This is a genomic window from Falsochrobactrum tianjinense, from assembly GCF_019100495.1.
GTDB classification, from domain to species: Bacteria; Pseudomonadota; Alphaproteobacteria; order Rhizobiales; family Rhizobiaceae; genus Brucella; species Brucella tianjinense.
The window spans coordinates 113,985-132,554 of record NZ_JAHRVA010000002.1 but is presented as its reverse complement, the minus strand read 5'-3'; the positions used below and the strand labels follow the sequence as shown (position 1 = coordinate 132,554).

Here is an 18,570-nt window from a genome sequence, read left to right as displayed (position 1 = left end):
TACCCCCGGTCCTCAAATCAAAATCAAAAATGAATTTCGGATGCCTATATGTCCGCTCTGCGCCGTAACCACCTGGTATATCGATTCGTAACTGATTGATGTGCAGCTCAAAACAGACGCGCTCCACTCTCCAGACTACACAAAATAATTCAGATTACAATTTATACGTGTATGATTTTTAAAGGAACAACCATTTATTTGACTCGTATGCACCTTATTTGCAAATGGTTTGCAAAAGCGCTTGATTCTCTCTATCCTTCCACTTATGCAGTTGCGAGTTATTTGCAACAAGGATAGAGCTATGTTTCGACCCATTATGCAGAAATTGATGACGGCTCTGACCGGAAGCCTGCTGTTGTGCGTGGCAACGAGCGGAGCGTTGGCTGCGGACAAGTTTAAAGTGGTGACGACCTTTACGGTCATTGCCGATATTGCGCGCAATGTGGCCGGGGATGCGGCGACCGTTGAATCCATCACAAAACCCGGCGCCGAAATCCACGGATATCAACCGACACCAGGCGATCTCATCAAGGCGCAGGATGCCAAGCTTATTCTGTGGAATGGGCTTGACCTGGAACGCTGGTTCGAGAAATTTTTCTCGCGACTCAAAAAAGTGCCAAGCGCTGTCGTGTCGGAAGGTATCATCCCCATCGGCATCAGTGAGGGGCCGTATAGCGGCAAACCCAACCCGCATGCATGGATGTCGCCCACTTCTGCATTGATTTATGTCGACAATATCCGCGATGCTTTCATGAAATACGATCCCGATAATGCTGAAACCTATAGAACCAATGCCGAAAGCTACAAAGCGCGGATCAAGGCGACGATCGACCCGATCCATGCCGAGCTCAACACAATCCCGCAAGACAAGCGCTGGCTGGTCACTAGCGAAGGTGCCTTTTCCTATCTGGCAAGGGATTTCAATCTCAAGGAACTTTATCTCTGGCCCATCAACGCCGATCAGCAAGGCACGCCGCAACAGGTGCGCAAGGTAATCGATGCGGTGCGTAAACACGATATTACGGCAGTTTTTTCGGAGAGCACTGTTTCTGCCGCTCCCGCAAAACAGGTAGCGCGTGAAACGGGAGCCAATTATGGTGGCGTGCTCTATGTGGATTCTCTTTCGGAGGCCGATGGTCCCGTGCCAACCTATGTTGATCTTCTGAAAGTCACCTCAAGCACGATTGCAAAAGGCCTCAAGCAATGAATGCCCTGAAAGGTCATGGCGGGAAAACTCTGGCCGCTCTCGAAAAGGGCGCGGCTGACGGTTTGGCCGTAAAAGACGCGACAGTTACTTATCGCAATGGCCACACGGCCTTGCGCAATGCCAGTTTCACGACGCCCACCGGAACCATCACCGCACTGGTGGGGGTGAACGGTTCGGGCAAATCCACCTTGTTCAAGGCGATCATGGGCTTCGTCCGGCTCGCCAAGGGCGAGATTTCCATTCTCAACCTGCCCGTCAAGGAAGCTCTGAAAAAGAACCTGGTCGCCTATGTCCCGCAGAGCGAGGAAGTCGACTGGAATTTCCCTGTACTGGTTGAAGATGTGGTCATGATGGGGCGCTATGGCCATATGGGTATGATGCGTATTCCGCGCCGGACCGATCACGATGCGGTGGAAAAGGCGTTGCGCCGCGTCGACATGCTAGAATTCCGCAAGCGCCAAATTGGTGAATTGTCCGGTGGGCAAAAGAAGCGCGTCTTTCTCGCACGTGCTCTGGCACAAGATGGCCGCGTCATTCTTCTCGATGAACCTTTCACAGGTGTAGACGTAAAAACGGAAGAAGCCATCGTAGCCCTTCTGCACGGCCTGCGCGACGAAGGCCGCGTCATGCTTGTTTCCACCCATAATCTCGGTAGCGTCCCGGAGTTTTGCGACCGCACCGTCTTGCTCAAGCACACGGTTCTGGCCTATGGCCCGACAGAAGAGGTTTTCACACAAGCCAACCTGGAAAAGACATTCGGCGGCGTTTTGCGTCATCTCGTTCTCGATGAAACCGCAAAGCCGAACCGTGCTGCGGTCGGGGTGATTACCGACGACGAGCGACCTTTCGTACTCTATGAGCATAAGTCCAAGGAACGCAAATAATGGCGCTGCTGCTCGAACCGTTCAGCTACGGCTACATGGTCAATGCCATGTGGGTTTCCGCCCTTGTCGGTGGTGTATGTGCTTTTCTCTCCGCCTATCTGATGCTCAAAGGCTGGTCGCTGATTGGCGATGCACTTTCGCACTCCATCGTTCCCGGCGTTGCCGGAGCCTATATGCTCGGTCTGCCCTTTTCCATTGGCGCGTTTTTTTCCGGCGGACTGGCTGCTGCGGCCATGCTGTTTCTCAATCAGCGCACCAAATTGAAAGAAGATGCCATTATCGGGTTGATTTTTACATCTTTTTTCGGCCTGGGCCTGTTCATGATCTCATTGAAACCAACTGCCGTCAGCATCCAGACGATCGTGCTTGGCAATATTCTGGCCATCACGCCGGGCGACACATTGCAACTGGCCATTATCGGTTTCGTTTCACTCGCCCTGTTGCTTTTGAAATGGAGAGACCTGATGGTGGTCTTTTTTGACGAAAGCCATGCACGCTCCATCGGCTTACGACCGGCGGCGCTTAAAATCATGTTCTTCACCCTGCTCTCGGCTTCGACAGTGGCCGCAATGCAAACGGTCGGCGCTTTTCTGGTGATCTGCATGGTTGTAACGCCGGGTGCTACCGCCTATCTGCTGACAGATCGTTTTTCGCGCCTGCTATGGATCGCCGTCATCATTGGCTCGACAACCAGTTTCACCGGCGCTTATATCAGCTATTTTCTCGACGGAGCCACGGGCGGGATCATCGTCGTCTTGCAGACTTTGATTTTCCTTACCGTGTTTTTCCTCGCTCCCAAACATGGCATGCTGGCAGCGCGGCAGCGCGCGGCAATTGCCCTGAAGGAGGCGCAGCCATGACGCTCATCGAAATGCTGCTCATGCCGTTCCAATTCGAATTCATGCGCTATGCATTCGTCATATCGGTGCTGATTGCGATACCGACTGCCCTGCTTTCCTGTTTTCTCGTGCTCAAGGGCTGGTCCTTGATGGGCGACGCTATCAGCCATGCCGTGCTGCCAGGTGTCGTTGTCGCCTATATAATCGGCATACCTTTCGGCATTGGCGCATTCGCGGCTGGCATGATCTGTGCGCTCGCAACCGGTTTTCTCAAGGAGAATAGTCGCATCAAACAGGATACGGTGATGGGGGTGGTATTTTCGGGCATGTTCGGGCTGGGGCTTGTACTCTATGTTTCCGTCCGCTCCAGCATCCACCTCGATCATATTCTGTTTGGGGACATGCTGGGCATTACGACAGGCGACCTGATCGAAACGGCAATTATTGCGGCTTTGACTGCCGGAATTCTCGTCATTAAATGGCGCGATTTTCTGCTCCATGCCTTCGATCCGACACAAGCAAGAGCGGTGGGGCTGCCCGTTCGCCTTCTTCATTATGGCTTGCTTTGCCTGATCTCGCTAACCATTGTCGGCGTGTTGAAAGCGGTCGGCATCATTCTTGCCATCTCAATGCTGATCGCACCGGGCGCTATCGCTTATCTGCTAACGCGCAAATTCAGCATGATGATGGTCCTATCAGTCATCATCGCAGTCTTTTCGTCTTTTATGGGCGTCTATCTCTCGTTCTTCATCGACAGTGCCCCTGCCCCGACCATCGTTTTGCTAATGACCGCATTCTTCATCGCAGCACTTCTGCTGTCCTCGTGGCGAACGGCAAGAGCGGAAGCGCGGCAGGAAATGGGAGAGGCTTGACAGCCCTCCCCGTCCGGCAGCTTGACGCCTTCATTTTATATTGATATCAACATAAACAATACTGCGAATATCAAGCTTCGAGATGCACCAGCCAGCCGATCCCGATTTTCAAACTACGCTCTATGTGCGTGACACCTGCCTGTGCCTGCATGCGCAGAGAGCGGCGCGTGCGCTTGCACGCCATTTCGACACTGCGCTCAAACCTTTGAGCATCACCAGCGGTCAATTCTCGCTTCTCATGTCGCTCAACCGACCGGAGCCACCTACTTTGGGCAATGTAGCCGCTTTACTGGCAATGGACAGGACGACGCTTACGGCCAACCTCAAGCCGCTGGAACGCGGCAGTCTTATCGAGATCGTAACCGACCCGAAGGATCGGCGCGCGAGGCGATTGCTGCTGACGTCTACCGGGCGATCTGTTTTAGTCGAAGCGACGCCGATCTGGCGGCAGGTTCACGCCCAGATCGAAGCAACTTTATCCGATCCGGATTATCTGCGTTCCGAGTTAATCACTCTGTCCCGGTCAGCTTGATAATGGCCACCGTCTGCGGTCGGAAGGAAGTCGAACAAACCCTCTCTCTATAAAATTCTATTATCCGACTATTAAGTGAATAAATTTTTGTAATGCCATTGGCGAACCTATTCTGCTGCTTCAGATATCGTTCTCAAGGAGGAGCAGCGCGATGACCGACGATATGTTGCACGTAATGAAATGGCACAATGGCGAAAAGGAGTTTTCGCCATTTTCCGATGCCGAAATGGCGCGCCGCCAGAACAATATGCGCGGATGGATGGCAAAGAACGATGTGGATGCAGCATTGTTCACATCTTATCATTGCATCAATTACTATTCCGGCTGGCTCTACTGCTATTTTGGCCGGAAATATGGCATGGTCATCGACCAGAATAATGCAACCACCATTTCAGCCGGTATAGATGGCGGCCAGCCATGGCGACGCAGTTTCGGCGACAACATCACCTATACCGACTGGCGCCGCGATAATTTCTACAGCGCCGTGCGGCAATTGACCCCCGGCGCCAAGCGCATCGGCATCGAGTTCGATCATGTCTCACTCGACTTCCGCCGTGCGCTCGAAGAAGCGCTTCCCGGCGTCGAATTTGTCGATGTCAGCCAGCCGTCCATGTGGATGCGCACCATCAAATCGGCGGAAGAGCACAAGTTGATCCGCGAAGGCGCACGAATCTGTGACGTCGGCGGCGCAGCCTGCGTTGCGGCGGTAAAGGCTGGTGTGCCTGAGCATGAAGTCGCGATCGCCACCACCAATGCGATGGTGCGTGAGATCGCCGGTTCCTTCCCCTTCGTCGAACTCATGGATACATGGACATGGTTCCAGTCGGGCATCAATACGGATGGCGCGCATAATCCGGTAACCAACCGCAAGGTTCAGTCCGGCGATATTCTCTCGCTCAATACTTTTCCGATGATTTTTGGTTATTACACCGCGCTTGAGCGCACCCTGTTCTGCGATCATGTTGATGATGCGAGCCTCGATATATGGGAAAAGAACGTCGCCGTTCATCGCCGCGGCCTCGAACTCATCAAGCCGGGCGCGCGTTGCAAAAACATCGCCATCGAGCTTAATGAAATGTATCGCGAGTGGGACCTGCTGAAATATCGCTCATTCGGTTATGGCCACTCCTTCGGCGTCCTCTCCCATTATTATGGTCGAGAGGCCGGTGTGGAACTGCGCGAGGATATCGAGACCGTCCTTGAACCAGGCATGGTGGTGTCGATGGAACCGATGGTAATGCTGCCTGAAGGCAAGCCGGGCGCAGGCGGCTACCGCGAGCACGACATTCTGATCGTCAAGGAAGACGGAGCCGAAAATATCACAGGCTTCCCCTTCGGGCCGGAGCACAACATTATCCGCAATTGACGAAATCAGCGAACCATATCCAACTAATGAGGAAGTCAGCCCATTGGGCTGATTTCCTTTCGTGTTTCGTCATTCAGAACTACATAAAAAGCTACGGCAATGCCGCAGCCACAGGCTTTAAGCCGCTGAATGTTCAGCGCGGGAATTCTTTTTCAAGTGCCTCCACAATGCCGTCCGCGCAAACCTGCAGCAGCAATTCACCCTTTTGGGCCGTCGCATCTTTAGGCGAGGATAATGTGCCGCTTTCCGGTGTCCATTCCGGTTTCGGCGGGTAGACGTCATAGGGGGGGAAGGTTGCCGGGGCATGGTCGACCGCGCGTTCAAGGCGGACCTGCTGCGGATAGAGTGCCAGCATCAGCGAGGTCTCAAGCACGCCGCCATGTTCGATATCCCAGCCCAGGAAACCGTCCGGATAAAGCCGTTCGATCGTCGCCCTGTTCACAAAATCCCAATAGGAGAGCACCACGATCTTCATATCGGTGATGCCTTCCCATTTCAGTTCGCGCAGCGCAAGGTCGATACCTTCGATGATGAACCAGGAATTCTCGTAATGACCGTTGATCATGCCGATGCGGCGCACGCCGTGGCGGGCAAACTCCCTGATGACATCGCGCAGGGCCGCAACCAGTGTCGCACCGTCGAGGCTCGTCGTGCCCGGCAGGTGATTGCCGCCGCCGGATTTCTGATGCGACTTGTAGCCATAGGTAAAGGGCGGGGCGACCAGTGCGCCGATACGGCCAGCAACCCGGCGCGCAAATTCCACCGGCAGCAGCACATCCACATTCATCGGCATATGATGCCCGTGCTGCTCCATCGAGCCGATCGGCAGAAGAATTGCCGTCTTCCCGTCGCGAACGCAGGCATCGTAATCGGGCCAGGACAATTCGGCAGCAAAAACTGTTTGTTCGGGCATAGTCACACATCTCCCATTGATGATCCGAAAACAGGATTTGAACAGAACTGGGAGATATGAGAAATTTATAATAGTCATCTGCGCATAAGGAAACGAAATCCATGCGAAACATTGTAAATCTCCAGACTGACCTTCTGCGTACATTTGTTTCTGTCATCGACCTCGGCGCCTATACCAAGGCTGGCGACATGCTCGGCCGCACCCAGCCGGCAATTTCCTTGCAGATGCGCAGGCTTGAGGAACTGATCGGTGCTCCGCTCATCAAGCAGGTCGGTCGCACCCTTTCACTCACCGCCGAAGGTGAAATGCTCTTGAGTTATGCCCGCGAAATCCTCCGGCTCAATGATGAGGCAGCGTCTTATTTCAACCGCTCCAAGCTGTCGGGCGTTCTGCGCATTGGATTGCCAAATGACTATGCCGTTGCGTTTCTGCAAGGCGTCATCACCGAATATACCCGCCAGCACCGCGACGTAGCCCTTGAGATTTATTGTGGCCTGAGCGAAACGGTTCTCGACCGGCTGCGCGCCGATGAACTTGATCTGGCCATTGCCATGGCTGAAACCGACCGCGCGCAATATCTGTCACGGGCGTGGATCGAGCAGCCTGTATGGACCGGCGCGCAGGATGCCCGTTTCGACCCGCAGGCGGGCATACCGCTCGCCGCCCACCCGGAAGGCTGCGGCTATCGCGCGCGGATGATCCAGGCGCTCGACGCCGCACAGATGCGCTGGCGCATGGCCTATACGGGGCCTGGTATTTCTGGCTTGCAAAACGCTGTTATCAACGGTCTGGGCGTGAGCGCCATGACGCGCTACACTATCCTGCCGGGTATGCGCATCCTGAACGAAGCAGATGGATTTCCCCCGCTGGCCGAGATACGCGTCGGGCTGTTCTACAAGCATCCCCGCCTCTCGGACGCCGGGATCGGCCTGATCAACCATATCATCATGCGGCTTGACGATGCCGGAGTGCCCAGCGATCCGCTGCGTCGCCCGGCGGAGCTAACCCGCCAATAAGCGTAGCTAATGGACAAATTATAATAATTAATTTTTCAAATGGAGCTGCGCTTCTTAAGCTTGCACAATAACAATAAAAATGGGGAATACGATGACCATCAAGGACAGACTGTCGGGTTCTCTGACCCGGCGACAGATTCTCAAAGGGGCAAGCGTATTGGGTGGCGGCATTCTGGCAATGCCCTATGTGAACAGGTCCGCATTCGCACAGCCCACCGAACTCACCATGCTGGCCTGGTATGGCCATGCCGAGCCAGATATCGTGGCCGAATTCGAGGCGGAGAACAACGTCAAGTTCAAGCCCAAATATTACACCGGCGGCGACAATATGCTGGGCCTGATTTCGCAGTCTCCTCCCGGCACTTTCGATCTCATCCTCTCGGATGCCGAATATGTCCAGCAGCTTAACGCCGCCGGCTATATCGAAAAGCTCGATCCCGCCGATTATTCGTTCAATGATTTCTTCCCGGAATTCCAGCATTTTCCCGGTCACTGGGAAGGCGACGATCTTTATTCCGTCATCACCCGCTTCGGCTTCCTCGGCGTAGCCTACAATACCGATGCAATCACTGAAAAAGAAGCCTCGACCTATAATGTCTACTGGGACCAGAAGCTCAAGGGCAAGGTCGGCCATTTCGACTGGCATCTGCCCAATCTGGGCCAAATCAGCCTGCTCAACGGCAATGCCTCGCCCTACGACATTGACGAGGCCGCCTGGACGGGCGTTCAGGACAAGATCATGACGTTGCGGCCGCAGATCGGCGGCTTCTTCGATTATGGCGGCACCTTCTCCTCATTGCAGAACGGGCAGGTGCTGGCCATGGCCGGGATTGGCGACTGGATCACCGGTACGCTGGAGCGCAATGGCGCCAAGGTGCGCAGCGTCATTCCGGAGGAAGGCGGATTGCAGTTCACAGAATCCTTCTCGATCGGCAAGGGTACAAGCAAGGGCGAACTGGCCAAGAAGTGGATTCAATATATCACTTCCCCGAAAGGTCAGGTCAAGTCAGCCAATATGGCGGCCTATCCCTGCCTCATCCCGAACAAGAAGGGCTGGGAGCTGCTCGCCAAGGAAACTCCTGAAGAAGCCAAACGACAGGGCATGCTTCTCAATGAACACAATGCCATGGACCTGATCCGCGACGGACGCATCAAGTATCGGCAGCTTCCGGTTCAACAGGGTCTCGAAGACTGGAACGACTTCTGGTCTGAATATAAAGGGACGTAGGACGGGGAGAGCAATATATTCGCTGAGTGGATTACGATCCACTCATTCATTCCAGCGATCCTGCACGGCGATTGAGCGTACAGGTATCTTCAAGCTTGGGAATGCATGATGCGGAAATCGATTACTCTTTACGGATTGACCTTCTCGCTACCGATGCTGATCTGGCAGGTGCTGTTTTTCCTTGCGCCACTATTGTTCCTGATCGCGCTCAGTTTCTGGACGGTCAAAAATTTCCGCATGGAACCGGACTTCGATATCGTCAACTGGGTCAGGATGCTCGGTCGCGGCGTCTTCTGGGATGCCTATCTACGTACCCTCACGCTCGCCACCTTCGCTGCGATCATCACCAGCGTGCTGGCTTTTCCCTGTTCCTATGCAATCGCCTTCAAACTCACTGAAACCGGGCGGCGCTGGGCAGTGTTCCTGATGGTGATCCCATTTTTCACAAGCTACCTGGTCCGTGTCTATTCATGGCAGATATTCCTCTCCGACAATGGCATCATCAATGCGCTGCTGGCAACGGTCGGACTCGGGCCGTTCGGCATGCTGAACTCAGGCTTTGGCACCATGATCGGCTATCTGACTCTGAGCTTCCCGCTGGTGGCTCTGCTGCAATTGTTCAGTCTGATGTTCATAGACAGGACGCTCATTGAGGCCGCGCATAATCTGCGGTGCGGACGACTGCGCACCATCTTTGAGGTGGTCCTGCCATCGGCCAGGGTCGGTCTGGTGATCGCGGCGCTGTTCTGCTTTATTCTGACATTCGGCGATTTCGTCAGCCCGCTCTATCTGGGCGGCGGCGACCCGCCTACTCTCTCCATCCTGATAACCGACACCACCAAATCCGGCCAGCAATGGCCGCGTGCGGCAGTGATCGCCCTCACCATGATCGCAACGCTGCTCGCCGTCGCCTTCGCCGCAATCGGCTATGCCTATAAGGAGCGTGGACGATGAACAGTTTCAACCGCAATCCATGGATTGACTGGATTTTGAGGTTTTACGTTCTGCTGGCTTTCGCATTCATCTTTGCACCGATTGCCGCAAGCTTCGTCTTTTCGTTCAATGTCGACCGCTTCCCCTCGCTTCCTCTCGGCGGCTTCTCGATGACCTGGTACGAAGCCGTCGCCAACGACCCGCTGGTTTGGGAGGGGCTGCGCAATACGCTTGTTGCAGGTTTGATCGTATCAGTTCTGGCGACCGCTATCGGCTTTGGCGCGGCCTATACCGATTTCCGCTACAAATTCTTCGGCAAGACCATTTATGTCGCGCTCGCCCTGCTGCCCCCAACAATTCCTGTCGTCATCCTTGGGTTGGCAATGCTGGCCTTCCTGTCCAACATCAACCTGTCGGGCGCGATTTATTCGGTCATCATCGCCCATGTTGTCATGTGCGCGCCTTTTGCCATGGCGATCATCCGACTGCGCCTGTCACAAATGGACCCTTCGCTGGAGGCGGCGGCATGGAACCTCGGCGCATCCGAATGGATGGCCATGCGCCATGTCATCATTCCCTTCTGCAAACCCGCAATATTTTCCGCGCTGTTCATCACCATGGCCGTGTCTTTTGATGAATTCGCCGTGGCCTGGTTTGTCTCTGGCCTGAACGAAACCCTGCCCGTCAAGGTGCTCGGCTTTCTCCAAGGGCAGGTCAGCCCGCGCATCAATGTCATCGGCACCTTCGTGTTCCTTGTTTCGATCACGCTCGTTGTGCTGGCCCAGATTCTTCTGATGAAACGCAGCGTCGCACCCGCGGCGGAAGCAATAACCTCCGGAGAAGAAATTATATGATAGATGAGGCTCTCGTTGTCTTCGATGGTGTCGTCAAACGTTTTGGCAGTTTCGTCGCCGTCGAAAAGATCAATTTCGAGATCCGCAAGGGCGAGTTCCTCGCCATTATGGGTTCGAGCGGCTGCGGCAAGACCACGACCTTGCGCATGCTCGCAGGGCTGGAGGCGCCAAGCGAAGGCGAAATCCGCCTTGATGGCAAGCGCATCAATGACCTACCGACATGGCAGCGCGATACGCCAATGGTATGGCAGAGCCTGGCGCTGTTCCCATTTCTCACGGTGCGCGAGAACATTGAGTTCTCGCTGCGAATGCGGGGCGTGGAAAAATCCGAGCGACGCAAACGCGTCGATAAATGGCTTGAACGTATGCAGATCGTTGAATTTGCAGATCGCAATGTCGCCCACCTCTCCGGAGGCCAGCGTCAGCGTGTGGCCCTTGCCCGCTCGCTGGTGACGGAGCCGGAAATCCTGCTGCTTGACGAGCCGCTATCGGCGCTCGACGCGCATCTGAAAGTGCACATGCAGATCGTGCTTTCCAATTTGCAACGCGAACTGGGCATCACTTTCGTCTATGTCACGCATAGCCAGTCGGAAGCATTCTCGATGGCCGACCGCGTTATTATCATGAGCCGCGGCCGGATCGAGCAGATCGGCATTCCGCAGGAAATCTATCGCGCCCCGCGCACGAAGTTTGTGGCCGAATTCCTCAGCTCATCCAACATTTTCACCGGAAAGGTTCGTAACGTCAGCGGCGAGATTCTGAAGATCACAACGTCAGCAGGCGAGTTCGATATCATGGCCAATCCCGCCAAGTCGCTTGCAGCGGGTGACAGGGCGACTTTCGTAGTTTCCGATGATCGGGTGCAGCTAAACAGTACTCCGCCTGCCGATGGCTATAACGGCATGCAGGCACGCGTGGTGGGTGAGGAATTTGTCGGAGCGACGGCTGTCGTCCATCTGGAAGGCACAGATGGCATGAAGATCAAGGCGCAAAAAAGCCACGACGAACTTGAACATCTCGATCTTGAGCCGGGTGCCAGCCTCTGGGTTTCATGGCGTCCCGAGGCGACACATATTCTGCCCGGCGAATAATATAAAGTTATGCCGACTGGAAGGAAAGGATGCGATCCAGCTCTGATAGAGGTCTGGCTCCGGCCAGCAAGGCTCGCGCCTCCTCCTCATCGCGCTTCATCTGCTCGACAAGTGGATCGAGTCCATCGAACTTTACTTCGCCGCGCAGGAAACCAAAGAAAGAGACCGTGGCGACTTCGCCATAAAGATCGCCGGAAAAGTCAAAAAGAAATGTTTCGAGCAGCGGAACGCCATCACTGTCAACGGTGGGGCGGCGGCCCAGGCTCGCAACACCATCATATAACGCACCGTCAGCGCGGCGAAATCTGACAGCATAAATTCCGTATTTCAGGCTGACATGGCCATCTATACCCATATTGGCTGTTGGAAAGCCCAGAGTCCGCCCGAGCTTCTTGCCATGGATGATTTCGCCGCTGACCCGATAACGATAGCCGAGCAATCCCGCGGCCTGCGCGGCTTCGCCCTCACAAAGTAGTGCGCGAATGCGCGTCGAGGAAACGAGATTACCACCCTCGTCGCTGAAGGCATCGACCAGAGATACGCTTATGCCGGATGTGTCGCCGGCATTTTGCAAAAATTCCGGCGTTCCACGGCGTCCTTTGCCAAAATGAAAGTCATAGCCGGCCACGACGCAATTGGCGTGCAGCTTCTCGACGAGAATGTGCTGTACGAAATCTTCTGCCGATTGCTGGGAAAACTCTGCGGTAAATGGCTGTTCCACTACAGCGTCAAACCCCATGAGTCGCAGGATCTGTGCTTTTTCGGTGGCATCGGTGAGCCGCTCCACCGGCCCGTCTGGCTTGAAAAAACTGCGCGGATGCGGCTCGAAAGTCAGAACCACCGCTGGCAGACTATTCTCGTGGGCCAATTCCAGCGCCCGTTCGAGCACGGCCTGGTGACCACGATGAACACCATCGAAATTGCCGATCGCCACCACACAATTATGCAGCGATTCGGGAAATACCTCCGTTCCTGAAAAGCGCTTGAAGAGTGGTTCTGTCATGGGCGGAATTCAGCTCGCATAGCTATCAGACAAGTGCATAAAGGGAGGCGATAGGCGAATGGCCGTGTTTTTGCAAAAACACATCCATTTTGGCCAAATCCACTTCGCCATCCGCTGCATAATCGGCAGCATGCACCCCGCCCGAAATATAGAGCACGTCAGCGCCGTAATCGGCAGCTCCCTTTACATCCGTGAGTACGCCGTCGCCAATGGCGAGAATGCGGTTGCGCTCCACGGACTGCCCCCGGATTTCCTCGACCGCTTTGGATGCAGCTTCATAAATCGGGCGATGCGGCTTTCCGGCAATCAGCATGCGACCACCAAGCTGACCATAGTCGCGTGCCAGCGCGCCCGCGCACCATACAAGACGCGATCCGCGCTCGACCATGATATCAGGATTAGCGCAAATGAAAGGCAGATTGCGCGAACGCAGCCGCTGCAATAGTTCCGCATAGTCTTCCGGCGTTTCGGTTTCGTCGTCATAAAGCCCGGTGCAGACGACCCCCGAAGCCTCAAACTCTTCCACCAGCTCTACATCCAGCCCGTCATAGATGGCCAGTTCACGCTCGCTGCCGATATGGAAGACCTGTCGGGGACCCTCCGCAATCAAATCACGCGTCACATCGCCGGACGTCACGATGCGGTCATAAGCGTCTTCCGGCACGCCAAGCAGCGTTAGCTGCGCTGCGACGCTGGGGAAAGGCCGCGGCGCATTGGTGACCAGAATCACAGTCAGTCCCTTGGCGCGAGCGCGCTGCAAAGCGGCTATTGCTGCGGAAAACGAAACTTCACCATTATGCAGGACCCCCCAGACATCACAAAAGAGCGCATCATATCCGTCCGTGAGATCGTCAAGACACTCTGGCAATTTCATCGTCATCCTCTATATGCTGATCCGGTTATTTCCGGCAAAATTGGAAGCGGCCATCGCGAAAGCAATGGACTAGCGTGAAGGCACGGCACGCGCCATGGCGTTTCCTCTACCCCAAGCAGCCCGATCTGTCACCACAGTTAGGACGGGATGCGTCTAAATGAACACCGGATGAGAGCCTGATGGGTGCAATAAATACGCTGCCTCCCTTCATATGAGATTAACCAGAACAGCCATTTTCCGATAATAAGCCGGGAATGGCTGTAAATCGTCTGGCCAGCTTGTGCGAGGCTTGTATAGTTCCCATATACGCAGGCCCGCGCGTTTCACTCCTATATCGTTCCCCTTGCGTACATCGCCAGAGTTTATTGTAAGCCTGTCAAAAAACGGCAATCATCCTTGACAAAGAATAGCCCTGCTTCTATCTCAAAGGCGTGTTAGCACTCAGATACATAGAGTGCTAACAGTGTGAGCCGGTCGGCTCGCTTAAACAGGTTCAACATCTACAACACCAAGGGTTATACCATGGCTGAGATCAAGTTCCGTCCGCTCCACGATCGCGTTGTCGTGCGTCGCGTAGAATCGGAAGCAAAGACTGCTGGCGGCATCATTATCCCTGACACCGCCAAGGAAAAGCCGCAGGAAGGCGAAATCGTTGCTGTTGGCGCCGGTGCGCGTGATGAAGCTGGCAAGCTGATTGCGCTGGAAGTGAAGGCTGGCGACAAGATTCTGTTCGGCAAGTGGTCGGGCACCGAAGTCAAGATCGGCGGTGAAGACCTGCTGATCATGAAGGAATCCGACATTCTTGGTATCGTCGGCTAATAGCCCGTACCTCAGAAATCAATCACCATAAAATCTGACCGGGATATTCCCAGGAGAGAATTCAATGGCTGCTAAAGACGTAAAATTCGGTCGTAACGCGCGCGAAAAGATGCTGCGCGGCGTCGATATCCTCGCTGACGCTGTTAAGGTCACGCTCGGCCCGAAGGGTCGTAACGTTGTTATCGACAAGTCCTTCGGCGCACCGCGCATCACCAAGGACGGCGTTTCCGTCGCCAAGGAAATCGAACTCGAAGACAAGTTCGAAAACATGGGCGCACAGATGCTGCGCGAAGTGGCGTCCAAGACCAATGACACTGCCGGTGACGGCACCACCACCGCGACCGTTCTCGGTCAGGCCATCGTTCAGGAAGGCGCCAAGGCCGTTGCCGCTGGCATGAACCCGATGGACCTCAAGCGCGGCATCGATCTGGCCGTCAACGAAGTCGTTGCCGAACTGGTCAAGAAGGCCACCAAGATCAAAACTTCGGAAGAAGTTGCCCAGGTTGGCACCATCTCCGCCAATGGTGAAGCTGAAATCGGCAAGATGATCGCCGATGCGATGCAGAAAGTCGGCAACGAAGGCGTCATCACGGTTGAAGAAGCCAAGACCGCTGAAACCGAACTCGAAGTCGTTGAAGGCATGCAGTTCGACCGCGGTTATCTGTCGCCGTACTTCGTCACCAATCCTGACAAGATGATTGCGGACCTCGAAGACGCATACATCCTTCTGCACGAAAAGAAGCTTTCGAACCTTCAGGCTCTTCTGCCGGTTCTGGAAGCTGTCGTCCAGACCTCCAAGCCGCTCATCATCATTGCTGAAGATGTCGAAGGCGAAGCTCTTGCGACCCTCGTCGTCAACAAGCTGCGCGGCGGCCTGAAGATTGCTGCTGTCAAAGCTCCGGGATTCGGCGATCGCCGCAAGGCCATGCTCGAAGACATCGCCATCCTCACCGGCGGACAGGTCATTTCCGAAGATCTCGGCATCAAGCTCGAAAGCGTTACGCTCGACATGCTCGGCCGCGCCAAGAAGGTGTCGATCACCAAGGAAAACACCACCATCGTCGATGGCGCTGGCCAGAAGGCCGAAATTGACGCTCGTGTCGGCCAGATCAAGCAGCAGATCGAAGAAACCACTTCGGACTATGATCGTGAAAAGCTTCAGGAACGTCTTGCCAAGCTCGCTGGCGGCGTAGCAGTCATTCGCGTTGGCGGTGCGACTGAAGTTGAAGTCAAGGAAAAGAAGGATCGCGTTGACGACGCCCTGAACGCAACCCGCGCTGCGGTTGAAGAAGGCATCGTCGCTGGCGGCGGCACCGCTCTGCTCCGCGCTTCAGTGAAAATCACTGCCAAGGGCATCAACGCTGACCAGGAAGCTGGCATCAACATCGTTCGTCGTGCGCTTCAGTCCCCGGCCCGTCAGATCACGACGAACGCTGGTGAGGAAGCTTCGATCATCGTTGGCAAGATTCTTGAAAATACCTCCGAAACCTATGGCTACAACACGGCCAATGGCGAATATGGCGACCTAATCGCTCTCGGCATCGTCGATCCGGTCAAGGTTGTCCGCACCGCGCTGCAAAACGCAGCTTCGGTTGCTGGTCTGCTGATCACCACGGAAGCCATGATTGCCGAACTGCCGAAGAAGGATGCAGCTCCGGCTGGCATGCCTGGCGGCATGGGTGGCATGGGCGGTATGGACTTCTAAGAAGCCCATACCTTGGAAATGTAGAAAGGCGGCCAATGGCCGCCTTTCTTACATGATGTAACCAATTGTGATTTATGAAAAATTTACCTAAGCCTCGCTTTACTGGGGCTAAGATATATATTTTAGTTTTTTCTCATTTACATCCTGCTTCATTCATGATCAATCGCAAAAGGCATATGAGATGGACTTCCATTTGCCCCCCGCTTCGGAAGTCCTGTCTCAGGCAACAGGAAAGGCAGGCTTCGGTCTGTCTTTCCACCTTCCCCGCTCTTCTCATCTTTGCTTGCCCTTCTACGACCTCGCGCTATTCTAAAACACGTTGCTTCAAGTGATGGAGATGGAGAGGTCCATGCGCAAGGAAATGCCCATAGATACAGCGCCCAAAGATGGCCGCAAGATCACGGTGGTCTGGCTGGATGACGACGATCAGCGCAATGAATCCATTAGCCAATATCGCTCCCTGGAACGCTTGCAGGCAGGCGGCGGGGATTGGGATGAGACTGATACCGGCTGGTGGATATTCACAGACAGCAAGACCCAGCAGAAAATAGATCCGATCGCATGGATTTCCGAGACCGAAGGCGGCGATGAGGATGAAGAAGATAATTGATATTTCCGAAATGATGCTGGTCAATTAAATTTGACTTTCAGAATCCTATTTTATCATAAGATCGTACCAATTGTCGCAAGCGAAGCCCTGCGTTGGTCTGATAATGTGCTATGTTTGCCTGAAATGAGCCGGAGATTGAGAATGACCGCCATGCGTACCGAAACCGATACTTTCGGACCGATTGAGGTTGCGGCCGACCGCTACTGGGGCGCACAGACGCAGCGCTCGCTGCAAAATTTCAAGATCGGTGGCGAGCGCATGCCCTTGCCGCTTGTGCATGCATTGGGCATCGTAAAGCGTGCGGCGGCGGAAACCAATGTCACGCTCGGCAGACTCGATCCAGTGCTGGGGCAAGTCATCGCGGTTGCAGCATCCGAAGTTATTGAAAGCAAACTTGACGATCATTTTCCGCTTGTCGTCTGGCAGACCGGTTCTGGCACGCAGTCAAACATGAATGCCAACGAGGTCATTTCCAACCGCGCCATCGAACTTCTGGGCGGCGAACGCGGCTCGAAAAAGCCGGTCCATCCAAATGACCACGTCAATATGAGCCAGTCATCCAATGACAGCTTTCCGACTGCCATTCACATCGCCACCGCGATGGAAACAGTCAATCGGCTCTATCCGGCACTGGAGCAGCTCACACAAGCCCTCAAAGCCAAAGAAGAATCCTTCAAGGACATTATCAAGATTGGGCGCACCCATACGCAGGATGCCACCCCTGTCACGCTCGGACAGGAATTCTCCGGCTATCGCGTAGCGCTTGAATATGCGCGCCGTCGCATAGAACAAGCGCTTGAAGATATTTTCCTGCTTGCACAGGGCGGCACGGCGGTCGGCACCGGTCTGAATGCGCCTAAAGGCTTCGATACCGGCTTTGCCGAGGCCGTAAGCGAGATCACTGGCCTTGCCTTCAAGACCGCACCGAACAAGTTCGAAGCGCTGGCAAGTCATGGCGCTATCGCCAATTTCCATGGCAGCCTCAATGCGTTGGCCGCCGACCTCTTCAAAATTGCTAACGATATCCGCTTCCTCGGTTCCGGCCCCCGATCCGGTCTCGGTGAACTAACGCTGCCGGAAAACGAACCCGGTTCCTCCATCATGCCCGGCAAGGTGAATCCGACACAGGCGGAGGCTCTGACCATGGTCGCCACGCAGGTTTTTGGCAATCATACGGCAGTGACAGTTGCAGCAAGTCAGGGCCATTTCGAACTGAATGTCTTCAAGCCAGTCATTGCCTATAATACCTTGCAATCAATCCGGATTTTGAGCGACGCCATGGTTTCCTTTGCCGATCATTGTATCGAAGGAATCGAAGCAAATGAGGCACGTATCAAAGATTTGCTGGATCGCTCGCTCATGCTTGTCACCGCCCTGGCTCCAGTTATCGGATATGATAATGCGGCGAAGATTGCCAAGACGGCCCACAAGAATGGCACAACCTTGCGAGAAGAGGCCCTCAACAGCGGATTGGTTTCGGAAGAGGATTATGACCGACTGGTCCGTGCGGAGCGAATGATTGCTCCAGAGTAATTTACGCACTCGTAATAAACACTATATCGAAAAGCTCATAGTGCGGCCAAGCTAGAGTATTTCCAGCAAAAGTGTGAAACGGTTTTGCGTTAGGACAATGCAACAAAACAAAGACTTAGGGCGGGTCCAATGATTCCGTTTAAACAGGAACCGCTCTAAATGAAACGCAAATCAACTGGGATAGTTAGCTTGACCGCTATCCCCACGCAAATTCGCTCTCGACTGATGCCAAGTGTAGCTAATGACACTCTGCATTTAAAAAAAGCCACGTCTCATATGAGGCGTGGCTTT

Annotated in this window: 18 protein-coding genes; 15 read left to right on the top strand and 3 right to left on the bottom strand. The window is 54.5% G+C overall.

The genetic code is table 11. The features are described 5' to 3' along the window. Nucleotides 1–328 precede the first annotated feature (328 nt). The 6 genes from KUG47_RS06240 to KUG47_RS06215 all read left to right on the top strand — a co-directional run bounded on the left by KUG47_RS06240 (nt 329) and on the right by KUG47_RS06215 (nt 5,700). Nucleotides 329–1,207: a metal ABC transporter substrate-binding protein gene (locus KUG47_RS06240; RefSeq protein ID WP_254799372.1), complete on the top strand. Its 879-nt coding sequence runs from the start codon at nt 329–331 to the stop codon at nt 1,205–1,207. After that, on the top strand, nt 1,204–2,091 hold the full coding sequence (locus tag KUG47_RS06235; protein ID WP_254799341.1) for a manganese/iron ABC transporter ATP-binding protein: 888 nt from the start codon (nt 1,204–1,206) through the stop codon (nt 2,089–2,091). The genes KUG47_RS06240 and KUG47_RS06235 overlap by 4 nt, the downstream gene beginning before the upstream one ends. After that, nucleotides 2,091–2,951: a metal ABC transporter permease gene (locus tag KUG47_RS06230; protein WP_217677103.1), complete on the top strand. Its 861-nt coding sequence runs from the start codon at nt 2,091–2,093 to the stop codon at nt 2,949–2,951. Before KUG47_RS06235 ends, KUG47_RS06230 begins: the two co-directional genes overlap by 1 nt. Beyond that, a complete protein-coding gene (locus KUG47_RS06225; protein WP_217677102.1) occupies nt 2,948–3,802 on the top strand; it encodes a metal ABC transporter permease in 855 nt (284 codons plus the stop codon). The genes KUG47_RS06230 and KUG47_RS06225 overlap by 4 nt, the downstream gene beginning before the upstream one ends. 82 nt (nt 3,803–3,884) lie before the next feature. Continuing rightward, nucleotides 3,885–4,334 carry a MarR family winged helix-turn-helix transcriptional regulator gene (locus KUG47_RS06220; RefSeq protein WP_217677101.1) on the top strand — a complete coding sequence of 150 codons (450 nt, stop codon included), beginning with the start codon at nt 3,885–3,887 and terminating at the stop codon, nt 4,332–4,334. 151 nt (nt 4,335–4,485) lie between these two features. Continuing rightward, nucleotides 4,486–5,700 (top strand): M24 family metallopeptidase, encoded by a 1,215-nt coding sequence (locus KUG47_RS06215; protein WP_217677100.1) that lies wholly within the window; start codon nt 4,486–4,488, stop codon nt 5,698–5,700. 133 nt (nt 5,701–5,833) lie between these two features. Here the strand turns inward: KUG47_RS06215 and KUG47_RS06210 are convergent, their stop codons facing one another. Beyond that, nucleotides 5,834–6,613, bottom strand: a complete 780-nt coding sequence (locus tag KUG47_RS06210; protein WP_254799340.1) for a creatininase — start codon at nt 6,611–6,613, stop codon at nt 5,834–5,836. Between the two features lie 101 nt (nt 6,614–6,714). Here KUG47_RS06210 and KUG47_RS06205 point away from each other — a divergent pair, with 101 nt between their 5' ends. From KUG47_RS06205 to KUG47_RS06185, 5 genes are all read left to right on the top strand, one after another. Continuing rightward, the gene (locus KUG47_RS06205; RefSeq protein WP_217677098.1) at nt 6,715–7,629 is read left to right on the top strand and encodes a LysR substrate-binding domain-containing protein; all 915 of its coding nucleotides are present in this window, start codon (nt 6,715–6,717) and stop codon (nt 7,627–7,629) included. 91 nt (nt 7,630–7,720) lie between these two features. Continuing rightward, nucleotides 7,721–8,857: a polyamine ABC transporter substrate-binding protein gene (locus KUG47_RS06200; protein WP_217677097.1), complete on the top strand. Its 1,137-nt coding sequence runs from the start codon at nt 7,721–7,723 to the stop codon at nt 8,855–8,857. A 105-nt stretch (nt 8,858–8,962) separates the two neighbouring features. Then, the gene (locus KUG47_RS06195) at nt 8,963–9,811 is read left to right on the top strand and encodes an ABC transporter permease (RefSeq protein WP_254799339.1); all 849 of its coding nucleotides are present in this window, start codon (nt 8,963–8,965) and stop codon (nt 9,809–9,811) included. Continuing rightward, nucleotides 9,808–10,644 (top strand): ABC transporter permease, encoded by an 837-nt coding sequence (locus tag KUG47_RS06190; protein WP_217677096.1) that lies wholly within the window; start codon nt 9,808–9,810, stop codon nt 10,642–10,644. Before KUG47_RS06195 ends, KUG47_RS06190 begins: the two co-directional genes overlap by 4 nt. Next, on the top strand, nt 10,641–11,735 hold the full coding sequence (locus tag KUG47_RS06185) for an ABC transporter ATP-binding protein (RefSeq protein WP_217677095.1): 1,095 nt from the start codon (nt 10,641–10,643) through the stop codon (nt 11,733–11,735). The genes KUG47_RS06190 and KUG47_RS06185 overlap by 4 nt, the downstream gene beginning before the upstream one ends. Before the next feature lie 7 nt (nt 11,736–11,742). Here the strand turns inward: KUG47_RS06185 and KUG47_RS06180 are convergent, their stop codons facing one another. Together KUG47_RS06180 and KUG47_RS06175 are read right to left on the bottom strand one after the other, a co-directional pair. Beyond that, on the bottom strand, nt 11,743–12,738 hold the full coding sequence (locus KUG47_RS06180; protein ID WP_217677094.1) for a bifunctional riboflavin kinase/FAD synthetase: 996 nt from the start codon (nt 12,736–12,738) through the stop codon (nt 11,743–11,745). Nucleotides 12,739–12,763: 25 nt separating this feature from the next. Further along, the gene (locus KUG47_RS06175; protein WP_217677093.1) at nt 12,764–13,612 is read right to left on the bottom strand and encodes a TIGR01459 family HAD-type hydrolase; all 849 of its coding nucleotides are present in this window, start codon (nt 13,610–13,612) and stop codon (nt 12,764–12,766) included. A 522-nt stretch (nt 13,613–14,134) separates the two neighbouring features. Between KUG47_RS06175 and groES the strand changes: the two genes are divergently transcribed. From groES to fumC, 4 genes are all read left to right on the top strand, one after another. Next, nucleotides 14,135–14,431: a co-chaperone GroES gene (groES, locus tag KUG47_RS06170; protein WP_217677092.1), complete on the top strand. Its 297-nt coding sequence runs from the start codon at nt 14,135–14,137 to the stop codon at nt 14,429–14,431. Between the two features lie 64 nt (nt 14,432–14,495). Beyond that, nucleotides 14,496–16,136 (top strand): chaperonin GroEL, encoded by a 1,641-nt coding sequence (groL, locus tag KUG47_RS06165; RefSeq protein WP_217677091.1) that lies wholly within the window; start codon nt 14,496–14,498, stop codon nt 16,134–16,136. 349 nt (nt 16,137–16,485) lie between these two features. Next, nucleotides 16,486–16,746: a hypothetical protein gene (locus KUG47_RS06160; protein ID WP_217677090.1), complete on the top strand. Its 261-nt coding sequence runs from the start codon at nt 16,486–16,488 to the stop codon at nt 16,744–16,746. A gap of 141 nt (nt 16,747–16,887) precedes the next feature. Beyond that, entirely contained in the window at nt 16,888–18,279 is a 1,392-nt protein-coding gene (gene fumC, locus KUG47_RS06155; RefSeq protein ID WP_217677089.1) for a class II fumarate hydratase, read from the top strand. Nucleotides 18,280–18,570: the final 291 nt, after the last annotated feature.